18 protein-coding genes are annotated in these 21722 nt (G+C 71.6%); 15 read left to right on the top strand and 3 right to left on the bottom strand.

The window, feature by feature from the left end:
- The first annotated feature begins 357 nt into the window (after window positions 1-357).
- From trpB to ACFV5N_RS10015, 9 genes are all read left to right on the top strand, one after another.
- Window positions 358-1602, top strand: a complete 1245-nt coding sequence (gene trpB / locus ACFV5N_RS10055; RefSeq protein ID WP_385596644.1) for a tryptophan synthase subunit beta — start codon at window positions 358-360, stop codon at window positions 1600-1602.
- On the top strand, window positions 1599-2417 hold the full coding sequence (gene trpA, locus ACFV5N_RS10050; protein ID WP_385596642.1) for a tryptophan synthase subunit alpha: 819 nt from the start codon (window positions 1599-1601) through the stop codon (window positions 2415-2417). Before trpB ends, trpA begins: the two co-directional genes overlap by 4 nt.
- Before the next feature lie 75 nt (window positions 2418-2492).
- Complete coding sequence (locus ACFV5N_RS10045) at window positions 2493-3686, top strand: DUF1266 domain-containing protein (RefSeq protein WP_385596640.1); 1194 nt, start codon at window positions 2493-2495, stop codon at window positions 3684-3686.
- Window positions 3687-3861: 175 nt separating this feature from the next.
- Complete coding sequence (locus tag ACFV5N_RS10040; protein WP_385596637.1) at window positions 3862-4566, top strand: DsbA family protein; 705 nt, start codon at window positions 3862-3864, stop codon at window positions 4564-4566.
- 385 nt (window positions 4567-4951) lie between these two features.
- Entirely contained in the window at window positions 4952-5365 is a 414-nt protein-coding gene (locus ACFV5N_RS10035) for a hypothetical protein (RefSeq protein WP_385596635.1), read from the top strand.
- A 176-nt stretch (window positions 5366-5541) separates the two neighbouring features.
- Entirely contained in the window at window positions 5542-6528 is a 987-nt protein-coding gene (gene lgt, locus ACFV5N_RS10030) for a prolipoprotein diacylglyceryl transferase (RefSeq protein ID WP_385596632.1), read from the top strand.
- Window positions 6525-7229 carry a VIT1/CCC1 transporter family protein gene (locus ACFV5N_RS10025; protein ID WP_385596629.1) on the top strand — a complete coding sequence of 235 codons (705 nt, stop codon included), beginning with the start codon at window positions 6525-6527 and terminating at the stop codon, window positions 7227-7229. The genes lgt and ACFV5N_RS10025 overlap by 4 nt, the downstream gene beginning before the upstream one ends.
- A gap of 305 nt (window positions 7230-7534) precedes the next feature.
- A complete protein-coding gene (gltB, locus tag ACFV5N_RS10020; protein ID WP_385596626.1) occupies window positions 7535-12103 on the top strand; it encodes a glutamate synthase large subunit in 4569 nt (1522 codons plus the stop codon).
- A complete protein-coding gene (locus ACFV5N_RS10015; RefSeq protein WP_385596623.1) occupies window positions 12096-13559 on the top strand; it encodes a glutamate synthase subunit beta in 1464 nt (487 codons plus the stop codon). The genes gltB and ACFV5N_RS10015 overlap by 8 nt, the downstream gene beginning before the upstream one ends.
- A 157-nt stretch (window positions 13560-13716) precedes the next feature.
- Here ACFV5N_RS10015 and ACFV5N_RS10010 read toward each other — a convergent pair whose 3' ends face one another.
- Window positions 13717-14274, bottom strand: a complete 558-nt coding sequence (locus tag ACFV5N_RS10010) for a hypothetical protein (protein WP_385596621.1) — start codon at window positions 14272-14274, stop codon at window positions 13717-13719.
- Between the two features lie 181 nt (window positions 14275-14455).
- On the opposite strand from ACFV5N_RS10010, the gene ACFV5N_RS10005 reads away from it, so the two are divergent.
- From ACFV5N_RS10005 to ACFV5N_RS09995, 3 genes are read left to right on the top strand one after another with little or no spacing between them, the layout of a single operon-like run.
- Window positions 14456-15763 carry an extracellular solute-binding protein gene (locus ACFV5N_RS10005; RefSeq protein ID WP_385596619.1) on the top strand — a complete coding sequence of 436 codons (1308 nt, stop codon included), beginning with the start codon at window positions 14456-14458 and terminating at the stop codon, window positions 15761-15763.
- A complete protein-coding gene (locus ACFV5N_RS10000) occupies window positions 15753-16745 on the top strand; it encodes a carbohydrate ABC transporter permease (RefSeq protein WP_385596616.1) in 993 nt (330 codons plus the stop codon). Before ACFV5N_RS10005 ends, ACFV5N_RS10000 begins: the two co-directional genes overlap by 11 nt.
- Window positions 16742-17557: a carbohydrate ABC transporter permease gene (locus ACFV5N_RS09995; RefSeq protein WP_385596613.1), complete on the top strand. Its 816-nt coding sequence runs from the start codon at window positions 16742-16744 to the stop codon at window positions 17555-17557. The genes ACFV5N_RS10000 and ACFV5N_RS09995 overlap by 4 nt, the downstream gene beginning before the upstream one ends.
- Window positions 17558-17591: 34 nt before the next feature.
- Here the strand turns inward: ACFV5N_RS09995 and ACFV5N_RS09990 are convergent, their stop codons facing one another.
- A complete protein-coding gene (locus ACFV5N_RS09990) occupies window positions 17592-18488 on the bottom strand; it encodes a hypothetical protein (RefSeq protein WP_385596611.1) in 897 nt (298 codons plus the stop codon).
- 379 nt (window positions 18489-18867) lie between these two features.
- Entirely contained in the window at window positions 18868-19248 is a 381-nt protein-coding gene (locus tag ACFV5N_RS09985; RefSeq protein WP_385596608.1) for a VOC family protein, read from the bottom strand.
- A gap of 31 nt (window positions 19249-19279) precedes the next feature.
- On the opposite strand from ACFV5N_RS09985, the gene ACFV5N_RS09980 reads away from it, so the two are divergent.
- The 3 genes from ACFV5N_RS09980 to ACFV5N_RS09970 form a co-directional block, all read left to right on the top strand.
- On the top strand, window positions 19280-19609 hold the full coding sequence (locus ACFV5N_RS09980; protein ID WP_385596605.1) for a chorismate mutase: 330 nt from the start codon (window positions 19280-19282) through the stop codon (window positions 19607-19609).
- 404 nt (window positions 19610-20013) lie between these two features.
- Window positions 20014-20631, top strand: a complete 618-nt coding sequence (locus ACFV5N_RS09975) for a hypothetical protein (protein WP_385596602.1) — start codon at window positions 20014-20016, stop codon at window positions 20629-20631.
- Between the two features lie 50 nt (window positions 20632-20681).
- The coding region (locus tag ACFV5N_RS09970) for a M1 family aminopeptidase (RefSeq protein ID WP_385596599.1) at window positions 20682-21722 on the top strand (1041 nt) is incomplete at its 3' end.

Genomic DNA, 21722 nt, shown 5'->3' with positions numbered 1-21722 from the left:
GTGCTGGGGCGGCGGGTGCGGTACCACATCGGCAGCGAGCCGGGGCAGATCAGCGGCAGGCGATGGCCGGGCCGGGCGAGGGCGCTCGGCGGCCGGCGGGCCGTACCCGCCGCCTGACCGCGGCAGGCCCCGGCCCGCGGAGCCGCGCGCGATGACCGCCGCGACGGCCCCCGAGCCGGCTCCCGGCTGACTTCCCCCTGGGCGCCGGGCCCCGGCGCGGCGCACCACGCCGCCCGGCGGACCGCCGTCCCGGCGGGCACGAGGACCCGTACGGTCCCGGCCACGCCCCCGCGCGCCCGCGCCCCACCCCCACCGCTGCACCGTTTCCGTACTGACCCATGCCCGGAGGGCTCACGCATGTCCGACCTGTACTTCCACCCCGACCCGCAAGGGGAGGTCCCCGACGCCGGGGGGTACTTCGGGGCCTTCGGCGGCACCTTCATCCCCGAGGCGCTGCGCGCCGCCGTCGAAGAGGTGGCCGCCGAGTACGAGAAGGCGAAGGCCGACCCGGCCTTCGCCGCCGAACTCAACGACCTGCTGGTCCACTACACCGGCCGCCCCTCGCCGCTGACCGAGGTGCCCCGGTTCGCCGAGCACGCCGGGGGCGCCCGGATCTTCCTCAAGCGCGAGGACCTCAACCACACCGGCTCGCACAAGATCAACAACGTGCTCGGCCAGGCCCTCCTCACCCGCCGCATGGGCAAGACCCGGGTCATCGCCGAGACCGGCGCCGGCCAGCACGGCGTGGCCACCGCCACCGCCTGCGCGCTGTTCGGCCTCGACTGCACCATCTACATGGGCGAGGTCGACACCGAGCGCCAGGCGCTCAACGTCGCCCGGATGCGCATCCTGGGCGCCGAGGTGATCCCGGTCCGCTCCGGCAGCCGCACCCTGAAGGACGCCATCAACGAGGCGTTCCGCGACTGGGTCGCCAACGTCGACAGCACCCACTACCTCTTCGGCACCGTCGCCGGGCCGCACCCGTTCCCCGCCCTGGTGCGCGACTTCCACCGGGTCATCGGCGTCGAGGCCCGCCGGCAGATCCTGGAGCGCGCCGGCCGGCTGCCGGACGCGGTCGCCGCCTGCGTGGGCGGCGGCTCCAACGCCATCGGGCTCTTCCACGCGTTCGTCCCCGACACCGGCGTACGGCTGGTCGGCCTGGAGGCCGCCGGGCACGGCGTGGACTCCGGCGAGCACGCCGCCACCCTGACCGCCGGCGAACCCGGCATCCTGCACGGCTCACGCTCCTACGTCCTCCAGGACGACGAGGGGCAGATCACCGAGCCGTACTCGATCTCCGCCGGCCTCGACTACCCGGGCATCGGCCCCGAGCACGCGTACCTCAAGGACAGCGGGCGCGGCGAGTACCGTCCCGTCACGGACGACGAGGCGATGCGGGCGCTGCGGCTGCTCTCCCGCACCGAGGGCATCATCCCGGCCATCGAGAGCGCGCACGCGCTGGCCGGCGCCCTCGACCTGGGGCGCGAACTGGGCCCCGGGGGTCTGGTGCTGGTCAACCTCTCCGGCCGTGGCGACAAGGACATGGACACCGCCGCCCGCTACTTCGGGCTCTACGACGACACCGAGGGAGCACCGGCATGACGGGCAACCTTGACCTGCTCAGTACCACCCTGGCCACCGCCCGCGACGAGCGGCGCGCCGCCCTCATCGGCTACCTCCCGGCCGGGTTCCCCACCGTGGACGGCGGCATCCGCGCCGCCGTCGCCATGGTGGAGGGCGGCTGCGACGTCATCGAGATCGGCCTCCCGCACAGCGACCCGGTGCTGGACGGCCCGGTCATCCAGACCGCCGACGACATCGCGCTGCGCGGCGGCGTCCGCATCGAGGGCGTCCTGCGCACCGTCCGCGAGGTGCACGCCGCCACCGGGGCGCCGGTGCTGTGCATGACGTACTGGAACCCGGTGGACCGGTACGGCGCCGAGCGGTTCGCCGCCGGACTCGCGGCGGCGGGCGGGGCCGGCTGCATCCTGCCCGACCTGCCGGTGGAGGAGTCCGAGGGGTGGCGGAAGGCGGCCCAGCAGCACGGGCTGGCCACCGTGTTCGTGGTCGCGCCCAGCAGCCGGGACGCCCGGCTGGCCACCATCACGGCGGCGGGCAGCGGCTTCGTGTACGCGGCCTCCCTCATGGGTGTCACCGGCACCCGCGAGTCGGTGGGCCGGGAGGCGGCCGGTCTGGTGCGCCGTACCCGGGCCACCACCGACCTGCCGGTCTGCGTGGGGCTCGGCGTCTCCAACGCCGGCCAGGCGGCCGAGGTCGCCGCATTCGCGGACGGGGTCATCGTGGGCACCGCGTTCGTGAAGGAACTGCTGGCGCACGAGGGCGACGAGGCGGCGGGACTGGCCGCTGTCCGGGAGCTGGCGGCGGGCCTGGCCGCCGGGGTGCGGCGCCGGGACTGACCGGGCGTGCCGGCCGTCCCCGGGCTGATCCGCGCGGGGGCGGCCGGGCCCGATAAGGTCTGGCCCATGGGGAGTATGGGGGCCACATCCGAAGGGCCTTGGCAGCCGCCGACCGTCGTGGAGGCGGGCCTGTACCGGGCGGGGATGAACGGCGACTGGCCGGCGTTCTTCGACGTCCTGGCGGGCACCGATCTGTTCTTTCCGATGTCGCGCGAGGTGGTCGACGCGGTACCCGGCGGGTTCCGGTTCGCGCCGTTCCGCGACCCGCAGGTGGAGGGCCTGTGCGTGGCCGTCTTCACCCGGGGCATGCTGCCGCCGCCCACCGGCGGGCAGGTCTTCGAACGCGGCAACCTGGGGCCGCTGGCCAAGGCGTGGCCGAGAACGGTCAACTGGCTGGCGGTGAACCCGGGCACCCCGGTGGAGACGTTCGTCCCGGCCGAGCCCCGGCAGTGGAAGCGGCACGCCAAGCGGGCCCGCCCCGAGGCGCGGCTGAAAACGCTGTGGACCGGCCCGCGCAGCGACGCCATGGCGCACGGCATGGCCTGCGGGGCGCTGCTGCTGGTCAACAACGGGACGCTGTGGAATCAGCTGGGCTGGCAGAGCGGCGGCTACTCCGAGACCCGCGAACTGCTGAAGACCTGGTGGGGCATCACCGGCCGGGAGGGCTGGCTGGAGGCGCAGGAGAGGCTGCTGCGCGGTGAACTGTCACCGCCCGCGTGGGAGTTCTGCCTGCGGGTGCGGCATGTGCTGATCGAGGAGTACGGGACGGCGCCGGGCGCGGTGCAGTGGCGGGAGACGGCCGAGCGGGTGCTGCTGGCCAGGACCGCCGAGGTCGTCGACAAGACCGGCCGGCCGCCGCAGTTCGACCTGGACGCGGACATCACCCTCGCGCAGGACCTGATCGGCCGGATCCTGCGCTACGAGGCCCGGTTCCGCGCGGACGGCATCCTGGCGGCGGACGCGTCGGTCCGGTCCGTCCTGGCCTGGGACTACGGGCGCGCCTCGTTCATGGCGCGGGACGGCCTCGGGGCCCGGTACTGCGACACGCACGAGGCGGAGACGGCCCTGCTGCGGGCGGGCGCGGCGGCGCGCCGGATCTACCGCTCGTGGCCGGACTTCGCGGCCGGGTACATCCTGGGCCGCTGTCTGCACTTCGACGACGAGACGTTCGGGGACTGGTACCGGGAGATGCTGGAGGTGCACCGGATCCTCAGCACGGAGCCGGAGAGCCCGTGGCTGACGGTGCCCTGGGAGATCAAGGAAGGCTAGCCCCGGCGGGATGCCTCCCGGCCGGGCTGCCCGTATCTCCCGGGTGGCTTGCCGATCGCCGCGACGGCCGCGGTGGAGGCACTGGCCCGGTGAACCGTGTCCTCGCGGCCGGTGAGTCGTTGCCCCGGGCGTGAGCCAGAAGAACCGTGACGGAAAAGGCAGGGCCCGCGATCGGATGCGGGAGGAGCGCGAGCGCGAGAAGGCCGCCGAGAAGCGGATGCGCGTGCTCAAGGTCGGCGGAACGGCCACCGGCATCCTGGCGGTGGCCGCCGTCGTCGGCGTGCTGGCGGCCAACTCGGGCGGCGGCGGCAGCAACGACGGCCCGGCGGCCGAGCCCATCACGGTGGGCCAGTCCACGGCGCCGGCCACGCTGACGGTGTACGAGGACTTCCGCTGCCCGGCGTGCGGCCAGTTCGAGAACGGCTTCCGCGACGTCATCCACGAACTGACGGCCGCCGGCACGCTGAAGGCGGAGTACCACCTGGTCAGCATCATCGACGGCAACCTCCGCGGCGACGGCTCGAAGAACGCCGCCAACGCCGCCCAGTGCGCCAACGACCAGGGCTCCTTCGCCGCGTACCACGACGTGCTGTTCGAGAACCAGCCGGCCGAGGCGGACGACGCGTTCGGGGACAAGGACCTGCTGATCGACCTGGCCGGCCAGGTCGACGGCCTGGACAACGCGGAGTTCCGCACCTGCGTCCAGGAGGGCACCCACGACGACTGGGTGCAGCGCAGCAACGCGGACTTCATGTCCTCGGACTTCAACGCGACCCCGACGATCCTGCTGAACGGCGAGAACATCTACGGCGACCCGTCGGTCCCGCTGACCCCCGACTCCCTGCGCAACCAGGTCAACCAGCTGGCCGCCGGGTCCTGAACCGGTCACGTCTCGGTCTCGGCGGAGGGGACAAACCTCCCACCGGACGACCCCGCCACCCAAAGCGCGAGCCGGTCACGACGTGATGAGCTTGCGAACACCTGATGAAGATCACAGACTGCCTCCCACAACGCACCTGTCCCGTGGGGGGCTTCTGTGTGTCGGCTCCGGCGGCGGGCGTGCCGTGTCGGGCCGACTCGAAGCGGGGCGGCTGGGGCGAGGGAGGGTATGGATGAGTGAGCCGTTGTTCGTGATCGGTGAGCCGGCCCCGCGTGGTGATCACGGAACGCTGGAGTTCAGGGGGCGGTTGACCACGGCCGAACTGATCGAGGGGCGCCGGGCGCGTCGTGGGGCTCCGGCCCTCCGGGTGGGTTTCCACGCACTCATGGCTGCCGGACTGATGGCCGCTGTGGCGCTGGTGACCAGTGACCAGGACGAGCTGGGATGGGCGGCCGCAGCCTCCGTCCTCGTCACCGCCGCGAGCGGGGCGTTCGGTGGGTTCTTCGCTGTGCGGATGCAACTCGTCCGGATCGTGAGGCGGGCGAGGCGGAAGGAGGAGTGCACGATCAGCCTGGAGGAAGACGCCGTCCAGATCGTCGAAGGTGGTATCACGACCCGGATCTCCCGGCAGGCGATTCCCTTCTTCACGGAGACCCGCGGGACCTTCGTTCTCCTCACCTCACGGTCGCCGCGCTCCGGTGTGCTGGTGATTCCCAAGCGGTTCGCCGGGCGGCCGGCCGATGTCGACAGGGCGCGTGCGGTGCTCGGCGGCTCCTGGGAGCCGCTCGGGCGGGCGTGAGGCGGCGAGTGGCCGGGCCCCGGGAGCACACCGCGCGGGTGGTCGGCCCCCCTTCGCAAGGGGAAACGGAAGGCTCACCTCTGCCGCATCCGGGTGGACACGGAGGGTGATCCCGGCGCGGAATCCGGGCCGTGGATTCCCGGCTGGAGCCCGGGCGCGGTAGCGTCGGGGGCACCATGGAGATCCTTGCCTCTATCCCCAGCCCAGGCACCAGCGAGGTCCATCTCGGGCCGCTGCCCCTGCGTGGCTATGCCCTGTGCATCATCATCGGTGTCTTCGTCGCCATCTGGCTCGGCGGGAAGCGCTGGGTCGCCCGTGGCGGACAGCCCGGGACCGTCGCCGACGTCGCCGTGTGGGCGGTGCCCTTCGGGCTGGTCGGCGCCCGGCTGTACCACGTCATCACCGACTACCAGCTGTACTTCGGTGAGGGGCGCGACCCGGTCAACGCGTTCAAGATCTGGGACGGCGGCATCGGCATCTGGGGTGCCATCGCCGGTGGTGCGGTGGGTGCCTGGATCGCCTGCCGGCGGCGCGGGATCCCGCTGCCCGCCTTCGCCGACGCCGTGGCGCCCGGCATCGCGTTCGCGCAGGCGATCGGCCGCTGGGGCAACTGGTTCAACCAGGAGCTGTACGGCAAGCCGACCGACCTGCCCTGGGCGCTGGAGATCGACAACGGCATCGACAGCGGGACCTTCCACCCCACCTTCCTGTACGAGTCGCTGTGGTGCGTCGGTGTCGGCGTGCTGGTGATCTGGGCCGACCGGCGGTTCAAGCTCGGGCACGGCCGGGCGTTCGCCCTGTACGTGGCCGCGTACACCGCGGGCCGGTTCTGGACCGAGTACCTGCGGATCGACGAGGCCCACGAGGTGCTGGGCCTGCGGCTGAACAACTGGACCTCCGTCGTCGTCTTCCTCGCCGCCGTCGCCTACCTGGTGATCTCGGCCAAGCGCCGGCCGGGCCGGGAGGAGATCGTCGAGCCGGGTGCCGAGGACGGCTCCGGCACCGAGGGCGAGTCCGCCGCCGAGAAGCCGGGACCCGACGCGGAAGCGGACGGGGAGCGGGCCGGCGCGGACGAGGAGCCGGCCAAGGGCGCCGACCTCACCAAGAAGGACGGGAAGCCCGGCGAGGGCACTGACAAGGCGGGGGCGGCCTCCGCGTCATGACGGCGTCCGCCGAGGCACACCACCGGCACCGCGATGTGAGCGGCGGCTGGCTGCGTCCCGCGGTCTTCGGGGCCATGGACGGGCTGGTCTCCAATCTCGGGCTGATCAGCGGTGTGGCGGGGTCCTCGGCGTCCGCGCACACGATCGTCGTCGCCGGTATGGCCGGGCTGGCCGCCGGGGCGTTCTCGATGGCGGCCGGGGAGTACACCTCGGTCGCCTCGCAGCGTGAGCTGGCGCTGGCCGAGATCGAGGTGGAGCGGCGCGAGCTGGCCCGCAATCCGGACGCGGAGCTGGCCGAGCTGACCGAGGTGTACGTACGGCGCGGGGTGGAGCCGCAGCTGGCCCGGGAGGTCGCCCGCCAGCTGTCCCGCGATCCGGAGCAGGCGCTGGAGATCCACAGCCGCGAGGAGCTGGGGGTGGCGCCCGGCGAGCTGGCCTCGCCGCTGGTGGCGGCGCTCGCCTCGTTCGGCTCCTTCGCCGTGGGCGCGCTGCTGCCCGTGCTGCCCTATCTGCTGGGCGGTACGGCGTTCTGGCCGGGCGCGGTCCTGGCGCTCGTCGGACTCTTCCTGTGCGGCGCGGTCGTCTCCCGGGTGACCGCCCGTTCCTGGTGGTACAGCGGGGTGCGCCAGCTGCTGCTGGGCGCCGGCGCCGCGGCCCTGACCTACGGGCTCGGGGCGCTGCTGGGCACCGCCCTGGGCTGACCGGTTCGCCCGGGAATATACCCGCCACCCCGTACGCTGGGTACTGGGTGGCGCGCTCATGGGTGAGCTTTGTTTCCAGAGGGTTTCAGTTCGTTTCCTGCGGGCATGAGGCTTCCACGTCCGCCAGCGGCGACATATCCGCCATTCTCCGGCCGCAGCACGGCAGAACGAAGTCCGCATCGTGGACAGAGGTATCCACTTCCCGGGAACCTCGCCATCGTGTAACCTGCACGAAAATTTTGAGCCAACCAGGGCCAACGTCGTCCCTCGGTACCAGCACCTACCAAGAGACGACGGGAGTGCCGATGCGTTCTGCGTCCCACCCGGTGAAGCAGGGGATGTACGACCCGGGCAACGAACACGACGCCTGCGGCGTCGGCTTCGTCGCCACCCTGACGGGCGAGGCCAGCCACGAGCTGGTCGATCAGGCGCTCACCGTGCTGCGGAATCTGGAGCACCGCGGTGCCACCGGATCCGACCCGGACACCGGGGACGGCGCGGGGATCCTCATCCAGATCCCCCACGCTTTCCTGCGGGAAAATGTTCCTTTCGGTCTCCCCGAGGCCGGCTCCTACGCCGTCGGCACCGCCTTCCTCCCGATCGGCGCCGACGAGAACGCCACCGCCGTCGCTGCCGTCGAGGCCATCGCCGCCGAAGAAGGACTGACCGTCCTCGGCTGGCGCGAGGTCCCCGTCGCCCCCCAGCTGCTCGGCGCCGCCGCCCGCGAGACCATGCCCGCCTTCCGCCAGCTCTTCGTCCAGGATGCGGACGGCTCCCGGACAGGCATCGAGCTGGAACGGCTCGCCTTCGTGCTGCGCAAGCGCGCCGAGCGCGAGACCGGCGTCTACTTCGCCTCCCTGTCCGCCCGCACCCTCGTCTACAAGGGGATGCTCACCACCGGACAGCTTGAGCCATTTTTTCCTGATCTTTCAGACCGTCGCCTGGCATCCGCCATCGCCCTGGTCCACTCCCGCTTCTCCACCAACACCTTCCCCAGCTGGCCGCTCGCCCACCCGTACCGGTTCGTCGCCCACAACGGCGAGATCAACACGGTGCGCGGCAACCGCAACTGGATGCGCGCCCGCGAGTCCCAGCTGGCCTCCCCCCTCTTCGGCGAGCGCATCGGCGACCGCGACGCCCTGGAGCGGATCTTCCCCGTCTGCACCCCGGACGCCTCCGACTCCGCTTCCTTCGACGAGGTCCTGGAACTCCTCCACCTCGGCGGACGCTCCCTCCCGCACGCCGTGCTCATGATGGTCCCCGAGGCCTGGGAGAACCACGCCTCCATGGACCCCGCCCGGCGCGCCTTCTACCAGTTCCACTCCACCCTCATGGAGCCCTGGGACGGCCCCGCCTGCGTCGCCTTCACCGACGGCACCCAGGTCGGCGCCGTCCTCGACCGCAACGGACTGCGCCCCGGCCGCTACTGGGTCACCGACGAAGGCTTCGTCGTCCTCTCCTCCGAGGTCGGCGTCCTCGACATCGACCCCGCCCGCGTCGTGCGCAAGGGCCGCCTCCAGCCCGGCCGCATGTTCCTCGTCGACACCGCCGAGCACCGCATCATCGAGGACGACGAGATCAAGGCCACCCTCGCCGCCGAGCACCCCTACGCCGAGTGGCTCGACAGCGGCCTCATCGACCTCGCCGACCTCCCCGAGCGCGAGCACGTCGTCCACACCCACGCCTCCGTCACCCGCCGCCAGCAGACCTTCGGCTACACCGAGGAAGAGCTGCGCATCCTGCTCGCCCCCATGGCCGGCAGCGGCGCCGAGCCCATCGGCTCCATGGGCACCGACACCCCCATCGCCGCGCTCTCCGACCGGCCGCGGCTGATCTTCGACTACTTCACCCAGCTCTTCGCCCAGGTCACCAACCCCCCGCTGGACGCCATCCGCGAGGAACTGGTCACCTCCCTGCACTCCTCGCTCGGCCCCCAGCACAACCTGCTGGAGCCCAGCGCCGCCTCCTGTCGCTCCGTGAGCCTGCCGTTCCCGGTCATCGACAACGACGAGCTGGCCAAGCTCATCCACATCAACGCCGACGGCGACCTCCCCGGCTTCGGCTCCGCCACCCTCTCCGGCCTCTACCGGGTCGGCGGCGGCGGCGAAGCGCTCGCCGCCCGCCTCGACGAGATCCGCGCCGAGACCGACGCCGCCATCGCCGACGGCGCCCGCCTCATCGTGCTCTCCGACCGGCACTCCGACGCCGAGCACGCCCCCATCCCCTCCCTGCTGCTCACCTCCGCCGTCCACCACCACCTCATCCGCACCAAGCAGCGCACCCAGGTCGGGCTGCTCATCGAGGCCGGGGACGTCCGCGAGGTGCACCACGTCGCCCTCCTCATCGGGTACGGCGCCGCCGCCGTCAACCCCTACCTGGCGATGGAATCCGTCGAGGACCTGGTCCGCCGCGGCACCTACCTGCCCGGCATCGACGCCGAGACCGCCATCAAGAACCTCATCAAGGCGCTCGGCAAGGGCGTCCTGAAGGTCATGTCCAAGATGGGCATCTCCACCGTCGCCTCCTACCGCGGCGCGCAGGTCTTCGAGGCCATCGGGCTCGACGCGTCCTTCGTCGACACCTACTTCCACGGCACCACCACCAAGATCGGCGGCGCCGGCCTCGACGTCATCGCCCAGGAGGTCGCCGCCCGGCACGCCAAGGCGTACCCCGCCTCCGGCATCGCCCCCGCCCACCGCGACCTGGACATCGGCGGCGAGTACCAGTGGCGCCGCGAGGGCGAACCGCACCTCTTCGACCCCGACACCGTCTTCCGGCTCCAGCACTCCACCCGCGAACGCCGCTACGACATCTTCAAGCAGTACACCGGCCGGGTGAACGAGCAGTCCGAACGGCTCATGACCCTGCGCGGACTCTTCCGCCTCAAGAACGGCGAGCGCGCCCCCGTGCCGCTGGACGAGGTCGAGCCGGTCAGCGAGATCGTCAAGCGCTTCTCCACCGGCGCGATGAGCTACGGCTCCATCTCCCGGGAAGCGCACGAGACCCTCGCCATCGCCATGAACCGGCTGGGCGCCAAGTCCAACACCGGCGAAGGCGGCGAAGACCCCGAACGCCTCACCGACCCCACCCGGCGCAGCGCCATCAAGCAGGTCGCTTCCGGACGCTTCGGCGTCACCAGCGAATACCTGGTGCACTCCGACGACATCCAGATCAAGATGGCCCAGGGCGCCAAGCCCGGCGAAGGCGGCCAGCTGCCCGGCCACAAGGTGTACCCGTGGGTCGCCAAGACCCGGCACGCCACCCCCGGCGTCGGCCTCATCTCGCCGCCCCCGCACCACGACATCTACTCCATCGAGGACCTCGCCCAGCTCATCCACGACCTCAAGAACGCCAACCCGGCCGCCCGCATCCACGTGAAGCTGGTCTCCGAGGTCGGCGTCGGCACGGTCGCCGCAGGCGTCTCCAAGGCCCACGCCGACGTGGTGCTCATCTCCGGACACGACGGCGGAACCGGCGCCTCCCCCCTCACCTCCCTCAAGCACGCGGGCGGCCCCTGGGAGCTCGGACTGGCCGAGACCCAGCAGACGCTGCTGCTCAACGGACTGCGCGACCGCATCGTCGTCCAGACCGACGGCCAGCTGAAGACCGGCCGCGATGTCCTCATCGCCGCCCTCCTCGGCGCCGAGGAGTACGGCTTCGCCACCGCGCCGCTCGTCGTCTCCGGCTGCGTCATGATGCGCGTCTGCCACCTGGACACCTGCCCGGTCGGCATCGCCACCCAGAACCCGGTCCTGCGCGAACGCTTCAGCGGCAAGCCCGAATTCGTCGTCAACTTCTTCGAGTTCATCGCCGAAGAAGTACGCGAACTCCTCGCCGAACTCGGCTTCCGCAGCGTCGAGGAAGCCGTCGGACACGCCGAACTCCTCGACGTCAGCCGCGCCGTCGACCACTGGAAGGCCGCAGGACTCGACCTCGCCCCGCTGCTGCACATCCCCGACCTGCCGGCCGGCGCACCGCGCCGCCAGGTCATCTCCCAGGACCACGGCCTGGAGAAGGCCCTGGACAACGAGCTGATCCGCCTCGCCGCCGACGCCCTGACCGCGCCCACCGCCCAGGACGCCCGGCCGGTCCGCGCCCAGGTCGCCATCCGCAACATCAACCGCACCGTCGGCACCATGCTCGGCCACGAGGTGACCAAGAAGTTCGGCGGCGCCGGACTGCCCCAGGACACCATCGACATCACCTTCACCGGCTCCGCCGGCCAGTCCTTCGGCGCCTTCGTCCCGCGCGGCATCACCCTGCGCCTGGAAGGCGACGCCAACGACTACGTCGGCAAGGGCCTGTCCGGCGGACGGATCGTCGTCCGGCCCGACCGCGCCGCCGACCACCTGCCCGAGTACTCCACCATCGCCGGCAACACCCTCGCCTACGGCGCCACCGGCGGCGAACTCTTCCTGCGCGGCCGGGTCGGCGAACGCTTCTGCGTCCGCAACTCCGGCGCCACGGTCGTCGCCGAAGGCGTCGGCGACCACGGCTGCGAGTACATGACCGGCGGCCACGCCGTCGTCCTCGGCGAGACCGGACGCAACTTCGCGGCCGGCATGTCCGGCGGCGTCGCCTACGTCATCGACCTCGACGAACACAACGTCAACCCCGGCTTCGTCAACGTCGAAGAACTCGACGACGCCGACCGCGCATGGCTGCACGACGTGGTGCGCCGACACGCCGAGGAGACCGGATCCACGGTCGCCGGCACCCTGCTCAAGGACTGGGACACCGCCGTGACCCGCTTCAGCAAGATCATGCCCACCACGTACAAGGCCGTGCTCGCCGCCAAGGACGCCGCCGAGCGCGCCGGACTCAGCGAGTCCGAGACCCACGAGAAGATGATGGAGGCGGCGACCCATGGCTGACCCGAAGGGCTTTCTCACCACCGGCCGCGAGACCGCCACCACCCGGCCGCCCGCCGAACGCGTCAAGGACTGGAACGAGGTCTACGTCCCCGGCTCGCTGCTGCCCATCATCAGCAAGCAGGCGTCGCGGTGCATGGACTGCGGCATCCCGTTCTGCCACAACGGCTGTCCCCTCGGGAACCTCATCCCCGAGTGGAACGACTACGCCTACCGTGAGGACTGGACCGCCGCCAGCGAACGGCTCCACGCCACCAACAACTTCCCCGAGTTCACCGGCCGGCTGTGCCCCGCGCCGTGCGAGTCGGCGTGCGTCCTCGGCATCAACCAGCCCGCCGTCACCATCAAGAACGTCGAAGTCACCATCATCGACAAGGCGTGGGAGGCCGGGGACGTCACCCCGCAGCCGCCGCAGCGCCACTCCGGCAAGACCGTCGCAGTCATCGGCTCGGGACCGGCCGGACTCGCCGCCGCCCAGCAGCTCACCCGGGCCGGCCACACCGTCGCCGTGTACGAGCGCGCCGACCGCATCGGCGGCCTGCTGCGCTACGGCATCCCCGAGTTCAAGATGGAGAAGCGGCACATCAACCGGCGCATCGAGCAGATGCGCGCCGAGGGCACCAAGTTCCGCACCGGGGTCGAGATCGGCCGCGACATCGACGCCGCCAAGCTGCGCAAGCGCTACGACGCCGTCGTCATCGCCGCAGGCGCCACCACCGCCCGCGACCTGCCCGTCCCCGGGCGCGAACTGAACGGCGTCCACCAGGCGATGGAGTACCTGCCCCTGTCCAACAAGGTGCAGGAAGGCGACTACATCACCGCGCCCATCACGGCCGAGGGCAAGCACGTGGTCGTCATCGGCGGCGGCGACACCGGCGCCGACTGCGTGGGCACCGCCCACCGCCAGGGCGCCGCGTCCGTCACCCAGCTGGAGATCATGCCCCGGCCCAGCGACACCCGCCCCGCCCACCAGCCGTGGCCCACGTTCCCCATGACCTACAAGGTCACCTCCGCGCACGAGGAGGGCGGCGAACGCGTCTACTCCGTCTCCACCACCCACTTCGAGGGCGACGAGGACGGCAACGTGCAGTGGCTGCACCTCGTCGAGGTCGAGTTCATCGACGGCAAGCTCACCCCCAAGCCGGGCACCGAACGCAAGATCCCGGCCCAGCTGGTCACCCTGGCCATGGGCTTCACCGGCACCGACCAGGAGAACGGCCTGGTACGGCAGTTCGGCGTCGAACTCGACGCGCGCGGCAACATCGCCCGCGACGCGGACTACGCCACCAACGTCGACGGCGTGTTCGTCGCCGGCGACGCCGGCCGCGGCCAGTCGCTCATCGTGTGGGCCATCGCCGAGGGCCGCGCCGCCGCTCGCGGCGTGGACCGCTACCTGACCGGCGCGCCCAGCGCCCTGCCCTACCCGATCCGGCCGACCGACCGCGCTCTGACGGTCTGACGGCCTCAACCCACCGGCCCGCCACCGGCACACCGCCGGCCCCGGGCCCCACCCGCTTCCGTACAACGACGTACGGAAAGTGGCCGCGGCGCCTGCCTCTCCCCGACCGAGCGAGGGCAGGCGCCGAGGCATGTCCGGGGGAGGTGCGGCGCCGATCCTACGCCGGCGGCCCGACGTGCAGCTCACGGCCGGTCGCCGCGTCGATCACCGGCCGGTCGCCCAGCGGAGCCCTCAGCACCGCGACCCCCACGGCCTCCTCCGCCGCGCAGGCTCCGCCGACCGCTCCGGGGACCGCGCCGGGCAGGGACCAGGCACCCACGATCACCAGCTGATCCGTCTCCCGCAGCCAGGGCCCGGACCGGTCCCCGCAGCCGCCGTCCCGGAAACCGAGGTACAGCATGGACGGGTCGGGGGCGAACGCGAACACCTCGTCCACCGGCAGCAACGCGGTGCCACCGTCCCCCTCGTACGGGACCGCCGCCTCCGGCAGCCGCGCCTCGATCACGTCCGCCCGCTGCTCGAAAGCGGCGCGGGGAACCTCCGGGGGCACCGTGAACCCGGGAGGTTCGACCGTGCCGACCGGATGAACGATGTCGAGGCCGTCCCGGTACTGGCGCTCCGCCAGCCACAGCCCTGCCAGCCCGAGCACCGAAACCGACACCCCCACCACCACCCCGGTACCGACCGCCCGCAGTACCCGTACGCGCCGCCTCATCCGCCCCATGCCCGGTGAGACGGTCCGTACCTGACCCCGGTTCCGGTCCGACCTCCAGAGGTCCAGGCCACAAACGGTGCCGTTCCGTGATGTACGGGCCTGGATCGGACGAACACCCCGCTGTCACAATCAACGCCCAGTCACGGCTGGCCCACCTCCCCCTCCCCGGAAGGGACTTACCATGCCGCACGCCCCCGGCCGCCGCCTGCTCGCCGGCGCGGCAGTGCTGTCCCTCGGCCTGCTCACGGCCGCCTGCGGCAGCGACGCGTCCTCCTCGTCCGGCGACGGCTCCGGCTCCGGCTCCGGCCCGACGCTCGACGTCTGGATCATGGAAGGCACCAACCCCGACGCCGGACCCTACTTCGACGAACTGGAAGCCGTCTTCAAGGAGAAGACCGGCGCCTCCCTCAACGTCCAGTTCATCCAGTGGGCCGACGCCCACGACCGGATCACCACCGCCATGGCCGGCCGCGAACTCCCCGACGTCGCCGAGATCGGCACCACCTGGGCCCTGGAATTCGGCGCGGTCGGCGCCCTGCGCGACCTCTCCGGCGACATCGAGGCCGCCGGCCTCGCCGACGACCTCGTCCCCGCCCTGCACGAGGCCGGCACCGTCGACGGCGCCACCTACGGCATGCCCTGGCACGCCGGCACCCGCTCCCTCATGTACCGCGCCGACCTCTTCGCCGAACACGGCCTCCGGCCCCCCACCTCCTGGGACGAACTCCTCGACGTCGCGCTCCAGCTCAAGGAACACGAACCCGACATGATCCCCTTCCCGGTGATCGGCGGCACCGAATACGCGGTGGACGCCTTCATCTGGGGCGGCGGCGGCCAGATCGCCCAGGCCGACGACACCGGCCGCTGGACCTCCACCATCAACGCCCCCGAGGCCGTCGCCGGGATCGAGTTCCTCACCTCCCTCGCCACCGAACACGGCCTGTCCGTCGCCGCCGCCGAGACCTGGACCGAGGCCGACCAGCTCCAGAGCTTCCAGAACGGCGAAGCCGCCATGGTCATCAACGGCAACTGGACCGTCAACACCCTCCTCGCCGACGACCCCTCCTGGGCCGACCGGCTCGGCGTCGTCCCCATCCCCGGACAGCAGCCCGGCACGTACAGCCCCTCCTTCGTCGGCGGCTCCCTGCTCGGCGACTTCAACAGCGACCAGCCCGAACTCGCCTGGGAACTCATCCAGCTGATGACGACCGGCGAGTACGGCGCCCAATGGGCCGACCAGTCAGGGTTCTTCCCCGGCCAGCAGTCCCTGCTCGAAGAGGTCGCGGCCGAAGCCGGCCCCCTCGTCGCCCCGTTCGCCACCCAGATGATGGAAGCCGGCCACAGCGTCCCGGTCACCGAACTGTACGGCCAGGTCCAGGGCGCCCAGATCATCCCGCGCATGCTCCAGTCCATCCTCGCCGGCTCCGCCACCGTCCAGGAAGCGGCCGACACCGCCGCGGCAGCCATGGACGAGACCTTTGGCCACTGACCGCGCCACCCACCCCGCCCGGCCCCGGCCCGAACAGGACACGCGCCCCGAACACCCCGCACCCGACGCCGCCCGCCGCCGCGCCCACCGGGCCCGCGCCCTGCGCCCCTGGCTGCTGCTGGCCCCCGCCCTCACCGTCCTGGCCGTCCTCCTCCTGTGGCCCCTGCTCCGCGTCGTCCTGCTCTCCTTCCAGGACTACGGCCTGCGGCAGATCTACACCGGCGAAACCCACTGGACCGGCCTCGACAACTACACCACCCTGCTCACCGACCGCGCCCTGTGGACCACGGTGCTCCCCAACACCGTCGTCTTCGCCGCCGTCTGCGTGGCCCTCACCGTCATCACCGGCACCCTCGTCGCCCTGCTGCTGCAACGCCTCGGCCGCACCTGGCGGATCATCTGCTCCACCGTCGTCATGACCGCCTGGGCCATGCCCGCCGTCACCGGCACCTACGTCTGGATCTGGATCTTCGACCCACTGGGCGGCATCGTCAGCGGCGGCCTCGACGCCCTCGGACTCATCGAACCCCGCGAAACCAACTGGTTCACCGACCGCTGGTCCTTCTACGCCATCGCCACCCTCAACGTCGTCCACCACGGCTTCCCGTTCGTCGCCATCACCGTGTTCGCCGGACTGCTCACCATCCCCAGGGAACTCCCCGAAGCCGCCCTCATGGACGGCGCGAACGCCTGGCAGCGGTTCTGGAAGATCACCGTGCCGACCATCAGACCCGTCTTCACGGTCGTCACCATCCTGTCCACCATCTGGGACTTCAAGGTCTTCGCCCAGATCTACCTGATGCCGGGCGGCTCGGGCTCCAACCCCGACATCTTCAACCTCGGCGTCTGGTCCTACCACCAGTCCTTCGTCAAGAACCAGTACGGCATGGGCTCGGCCATCGCCGTCCTGCTCACCGCCCTGCTGCTCGCCATCACCGCGCTCTACATCCGGGCCCTGTTCAAGGAGAGGGACGACCTGTGACCGGACGCCGCCTCGGTCTCGCCGCCGCCGTCACCGCACTGCTCGCCTTCTCCCTCTTCCCCGTCTACTGGATGATCAGCTCCGCCTTCGACCCCGGCGCCGGCACCCGCGGCGCCGCCGTCCTGCCCTCCGGATTCACCCTCGACCACTTCCGGTACGTCCTGGACACCGGCGACTTCACCACCTTCCTCGCCAACTCCGCGCTCGTCGGCGCCAGCACGGTCCTGCTCGCCGGACTGCTCTCCCTCTTCGCCGCCGTGGCCGTGGCCCGCTTCCGGTTCCGGATGCGCACCAAAGTGCTCCTCATGATCCTCATCGTGCAGATGGTGCCGCTGGAAGCCCTGGTCATCCCGCTCTTCCTCCAGATGAGCGACCTCGGCATGCTCAACAGCCTGCTCGGCCTCACCATCGTCTACCTGGCGTTCTCCCTGCCCTTCGGCATCTGGACCCTGCGCGGCTTCGTCGCCGCCGTCCCCCGGGAGATCGAGGAGGCCGCCTACCTCGACGGCTGCGGCTGGTGGCGGATGTTCCGCTCGGTGCTGCTGCCGCTGGTCGCCCCCGGACTGGTCGCCACCAGCATCTTCGCCTTCATCGTCGCCTGGAACGAGTTCATCTTCGCGTTCACCTTCATGCAGAACGACAGCAAGTACACCGCCGCCGTCGGACTGCACCGCTTCTTCGGCCAGTACAGCACCGACTGGGGCGCCGTCATGGCCGGCTCCACCCTCATCACCGTGCCCGTCCTGATCTTCTTCGTCCTCGTGCAGCGCCGCCTCGCCGGCGGACTCGCGGCCGGCGCCCTCAAAGGCTGACCCCGGCCTGCCGCCCGGCACCGCGCCGCCACGATCAGGTGTCGCACTCCAGGACCGCACGGCACAGCCCGCACCGCGCCCGGCTCCGCCCCGCCACCGGCAGCCGCAGCCGCTGCCCGCACACCGGGCAGCCGAACACCACCTTCAACGCACCCCCCGGCCCGCCCCGTTCGAAGGAGTAACCGGCACCGCCGCCCCCCACCGCCTCCGGAACGGCCCGCCCGCGCACCGCCAGCGCCCGCTCCGCCGCGTACCGCTGCCGCATCGCCCACGGCCCGCCGGCCAGCGGCGGCCGTACCGCGTCACGCTCCGCGAGCCGGCGGCCCGCCTCGTACGCCTCGTACGCCTGCGGGCTCGTGAACCAGATCCGCGGATCCTCCCCGAACACCGCCGCCCGCCGCGCCAGCACATACCCGTACTCCTGCGGCGTCAGATAACCGAGGCGCTGCGAACCCAGCGCGTCCTCACGGAACGCGTCCAGCAGCAGCCAGCCCGCCCCCAGATACGCGGCGGCCGTATCGGTGAGGATCTCGTCCTCGGCGGTCACCGGCAGCGCCAGACCCGCACGGTGCAGATACACATGCATCACCTCGTGCGCCAGCACCGCCCCGATGTCCCGCCGCTGCCCGTCGAAACGGCGGTGCAGATCGACGGTGTACCCGCCCGCCCCACCGTCCCGCTCCACCCACGCCGCCTCGGGCATCTCCGTGAACCGGACCCGCACCGGCGCCTCCGGCAGCCCCAGATGCCGCACCATCACCAGCGCCACCCGCTCGACACCGGCCCGCAGATCCTCGGCGTCGTCGAACGCCACATCCACCGGCAGCACACTGGTGGCGAACCCCCGCACCGTCTGCGGCGTCAGCCCCCGGTACAACGCCGTGATCGCCGACCGCACCGCCGCCAGATGCGGAAACCCCGCCCCGCTCACCACGTTCCTCCCGAGAGCCACGGCACGGCCGGACCCGGGGGAGCGGCGGCCGCGCACACCCACCCCGTCCCGCGCCGCCGGTCCTGTTTCACCGGCCGCCGTCCGGGACGACCACGGCGGCGCTGCCCCCGGCCCGCTCGCTCATGCCCCGGGCCTCCAGGATCTCGCCGTACGTTCCGTCGTCGCCCGGCCCTCGCACCGCCTGCCGGAGCGGCCACCGACACCGCGAAGCCTACCCGTTCGGTACCCACCAGGTGCCCGCGATGACCGGTTCGCCCGGATGGTCGGGCCGGGGCGAGGCGAGTCGCGACCCCGGCGACGGCCCGGAACACGGGCCCGGAATACGGGCCCGGAACGCGCGCCCGGGGCCAACGTGCCGTCAGAACTGCCCGTAACAGAGACAGAACGGGTGCCCCGCCGGGTCCTCATACACGACGAACCCCCGCTCCGCACCACCACTGTCGTGCCGGAACCGCGCCCCCAGCGCCTCCACCCGCGGACGCGCCCGGTCCACGTCCTCCCGCCCGGGCACGTCGAAGTCCAGGTGCATCTGCTGCGGGTGCTCCGGATCCGGCCAGCGCGGCGGCTGGTGGTCCGGCGCGTACTGGAAGGCGATGCGCTGCCCGGAGGCCGGATCCGAGAGCGTCACCCACGGGGCCTGGGAGTCGTCCAGCTCCCAGCCGAGGATGGCCTGGTAGAAGCCCGCCAGGGCGGGTGGGCTCGGACAGTCGATGACCAGGGACTGCAGCGTAGCGATCATCACGGCAGCATAAGCCGCATAGGCTGGTCTCATGAGTGATATCGACGACGAGGTGCGCGGCGAGCTGACACGGCTGAGGGAAAGCATCGACAACATCGACGCCGCCGTCGTCCACATGCTGGCCGAACGCTTCAAGTGCACCCAGCAGGTCGGCCGCCTCAAAGCGCAGCACCAGCTGCCCCCCGCCGACCCCGCCCGGGAGGCGCGGCAGATCACCCGGCTGCGCCAGCTGGCCGAGAGCGCGCACCTGGACCCGGCCTTCGCCGAGAAACTGCTGAACTTCATCATCGCCGAGGTCATCCGGCACCACGAGACGATCGCGAGCGAGACTGTGACCGGCGACGGAGCCGGCGGACGCTAGCACGCGGCTCCGGCGCCCCGCCCGGCCGAGCCGCGTGCCCACAGTCCCGTCACGCCGCCCGGACGACGAGCGCCACGCGCTCGCCGAGGCGCCCGTCACTCACGGCACCCACGCCCGTTCGCCCCGGACAGGATGAACGCGCGTGCCCGGTCGGCGACGGCAGTGAGCCGGTGCAGGGGCTCCGGGCGGCATGCCCGGCCCGGCGCACTCCGGGTCCTCCGTGGACGCCGTCCACGAAGGACCGTGCCTCAGCCGGGCCCGACCGACCGGAAATCGCACATCCCCATCACGGAATGATCACATCAGATCCGAACGCCTGCGCGCCGCGACACTTTTCGCACAGGATCGGTCCACCCCCACAACCCTGATGTGACCGCGTATTCCGATGACCCATGGGGTGGACCATGACCCAACCGCCGCAGCCGCCCAGCCACTCCCTACAGCCCCCGCTCCCTCCACAGCCGGCGCCCCCACCGACCGTACTCGGGCCGTACCCGCCGCCGGGCACCAAGAACAAGGGACAGCGCAAAACCATCCTCACCCACACCGCCGTCGGCATCGTCTGCCTGCTCATCGGCGTCGGCATCGGCGCCGGCAGCGAAGGGGAGGACAACGAACCCGCCGCCGCCCAGCACTCCCAGCCGCCCGCCGCCGCACCCGAGGCGGACCCCGAGGACGCACCGGAGACGGACGCGGAGTCCCCCGAACCCGAGCCCGAGCCGGAACCCGAGCCCGAACCGGAACCCGAGCCGGAACCGGAACCGGAACCCGAACCCGAACCGGAAAAGGTCTCCTTCGGCTCCGGCACCTACCTCGTCGGCGAGGACATCGAACCGGGCGAATACCGCACCGAAGGCGGCACCGACAGCCTGACGGGCGGCTGCTACTGGGCCCGCAACAGCGACGCCTCCGGAGAATTCGACTCCATCATCGCCAACGACTACTTCGAAGGACCCGGCCGCGTCACCGTCAACGCAGGCGAATACTTCGAAACCAACGGATGCACCTGGGAACCCGTCTGACCCACACCGCCGAGCCGTCCGGCCCCGTCCCCTTTGGCACCATGACCACCATGGCCACACTGACGCGTGACGAAGCCCGGGCCCGGGCCGGACTGCTCCAGGTCCACAGCTACACCATCGACCTCGACCTCACCCGAGGCGAGGACACCTTCGCCTCCACCACCACCGTGCGCTTCGCCACCCGCCCGGACGCCCCCGACACCGGCACCGGCACCGGCACCGACAGCGGCCCTGGGCCCGGCACCGACACCTTCATCGAAATCCGGCCCCACACCCTCCACCGCGCCACCCTCGACGGACACGACCTCGACCCCGGCACCCTCGTCGACGGCCGCCTCCCCCTCACCGGCCTCACCCCCGGCGACCACGAACTCACCGTCCTCGCCGACATGCCCTACTCCCACACCGGCGAAGGCATGCACCGCTTCACCGACCCCGCCGACGGGCTCACCTACCTCTACAGCATGTGCTGCATGACCGACAGCCCCCTCGTCTACGCCGCCTTCGACCAGCCCGACCTCAAAGCCACCTTCGACGTCACCGTCACCGCCCCCGAGGACTGGACCGTCCTCGGCAACGGCATCGCCACCCCCGTCGCCGGCGCCCCCGGCCGCTGGCGCTGCGCCACCACCCCACCCATCAGCACCTACCTCATGGCCGTCGCCGCCGGCCCCTACCACTCCGTACGCACCGAACACGCCGGACTCCCCTTCGGCATCCACGTACGCCGCTCACTCGCCCCCCACCTCGACCGCGACGCCGACGAAATCCTCGCCATCACCCGCGCCGTCTTCGACCGCTACGCCGAAATCCTCGACGAGCCCTACCCCTTCGACTCCTACGACCAGGCCTTCGTCCCCGAATTCAACGCCGGCGCCATGGAGAACCCCGGACTCGTCACCCTCCGCGACGAATACATCTACCGCTCCGCCGTCACCGACACCCAGCGCCAGCTCCGCGGCGTCGTCATCGCCCACGAAATGGCCCACATGTGGTTCGGCGACCTCGTCACCCTCCGCTGGTGGGACGACATCTGGCCGCCCTCGCCCGCGCCCGCCTCACCGTCCAGGTCTCCACCAAACTCAACCGCT

The organism is Streptomyces sp. NPDC059853, assembly GCF_042731495.1.
Lineage (GTDB): Bacteria > Actinomycetota > Actinomycetes > Streptomycetales > Streptomycetaceae > Streptomyces.
The sequence above is the reverse complement of the archived record's forward strand: the minus strand, read 5'-3'. Positions and strand labels throughout refer to the sequence as shown.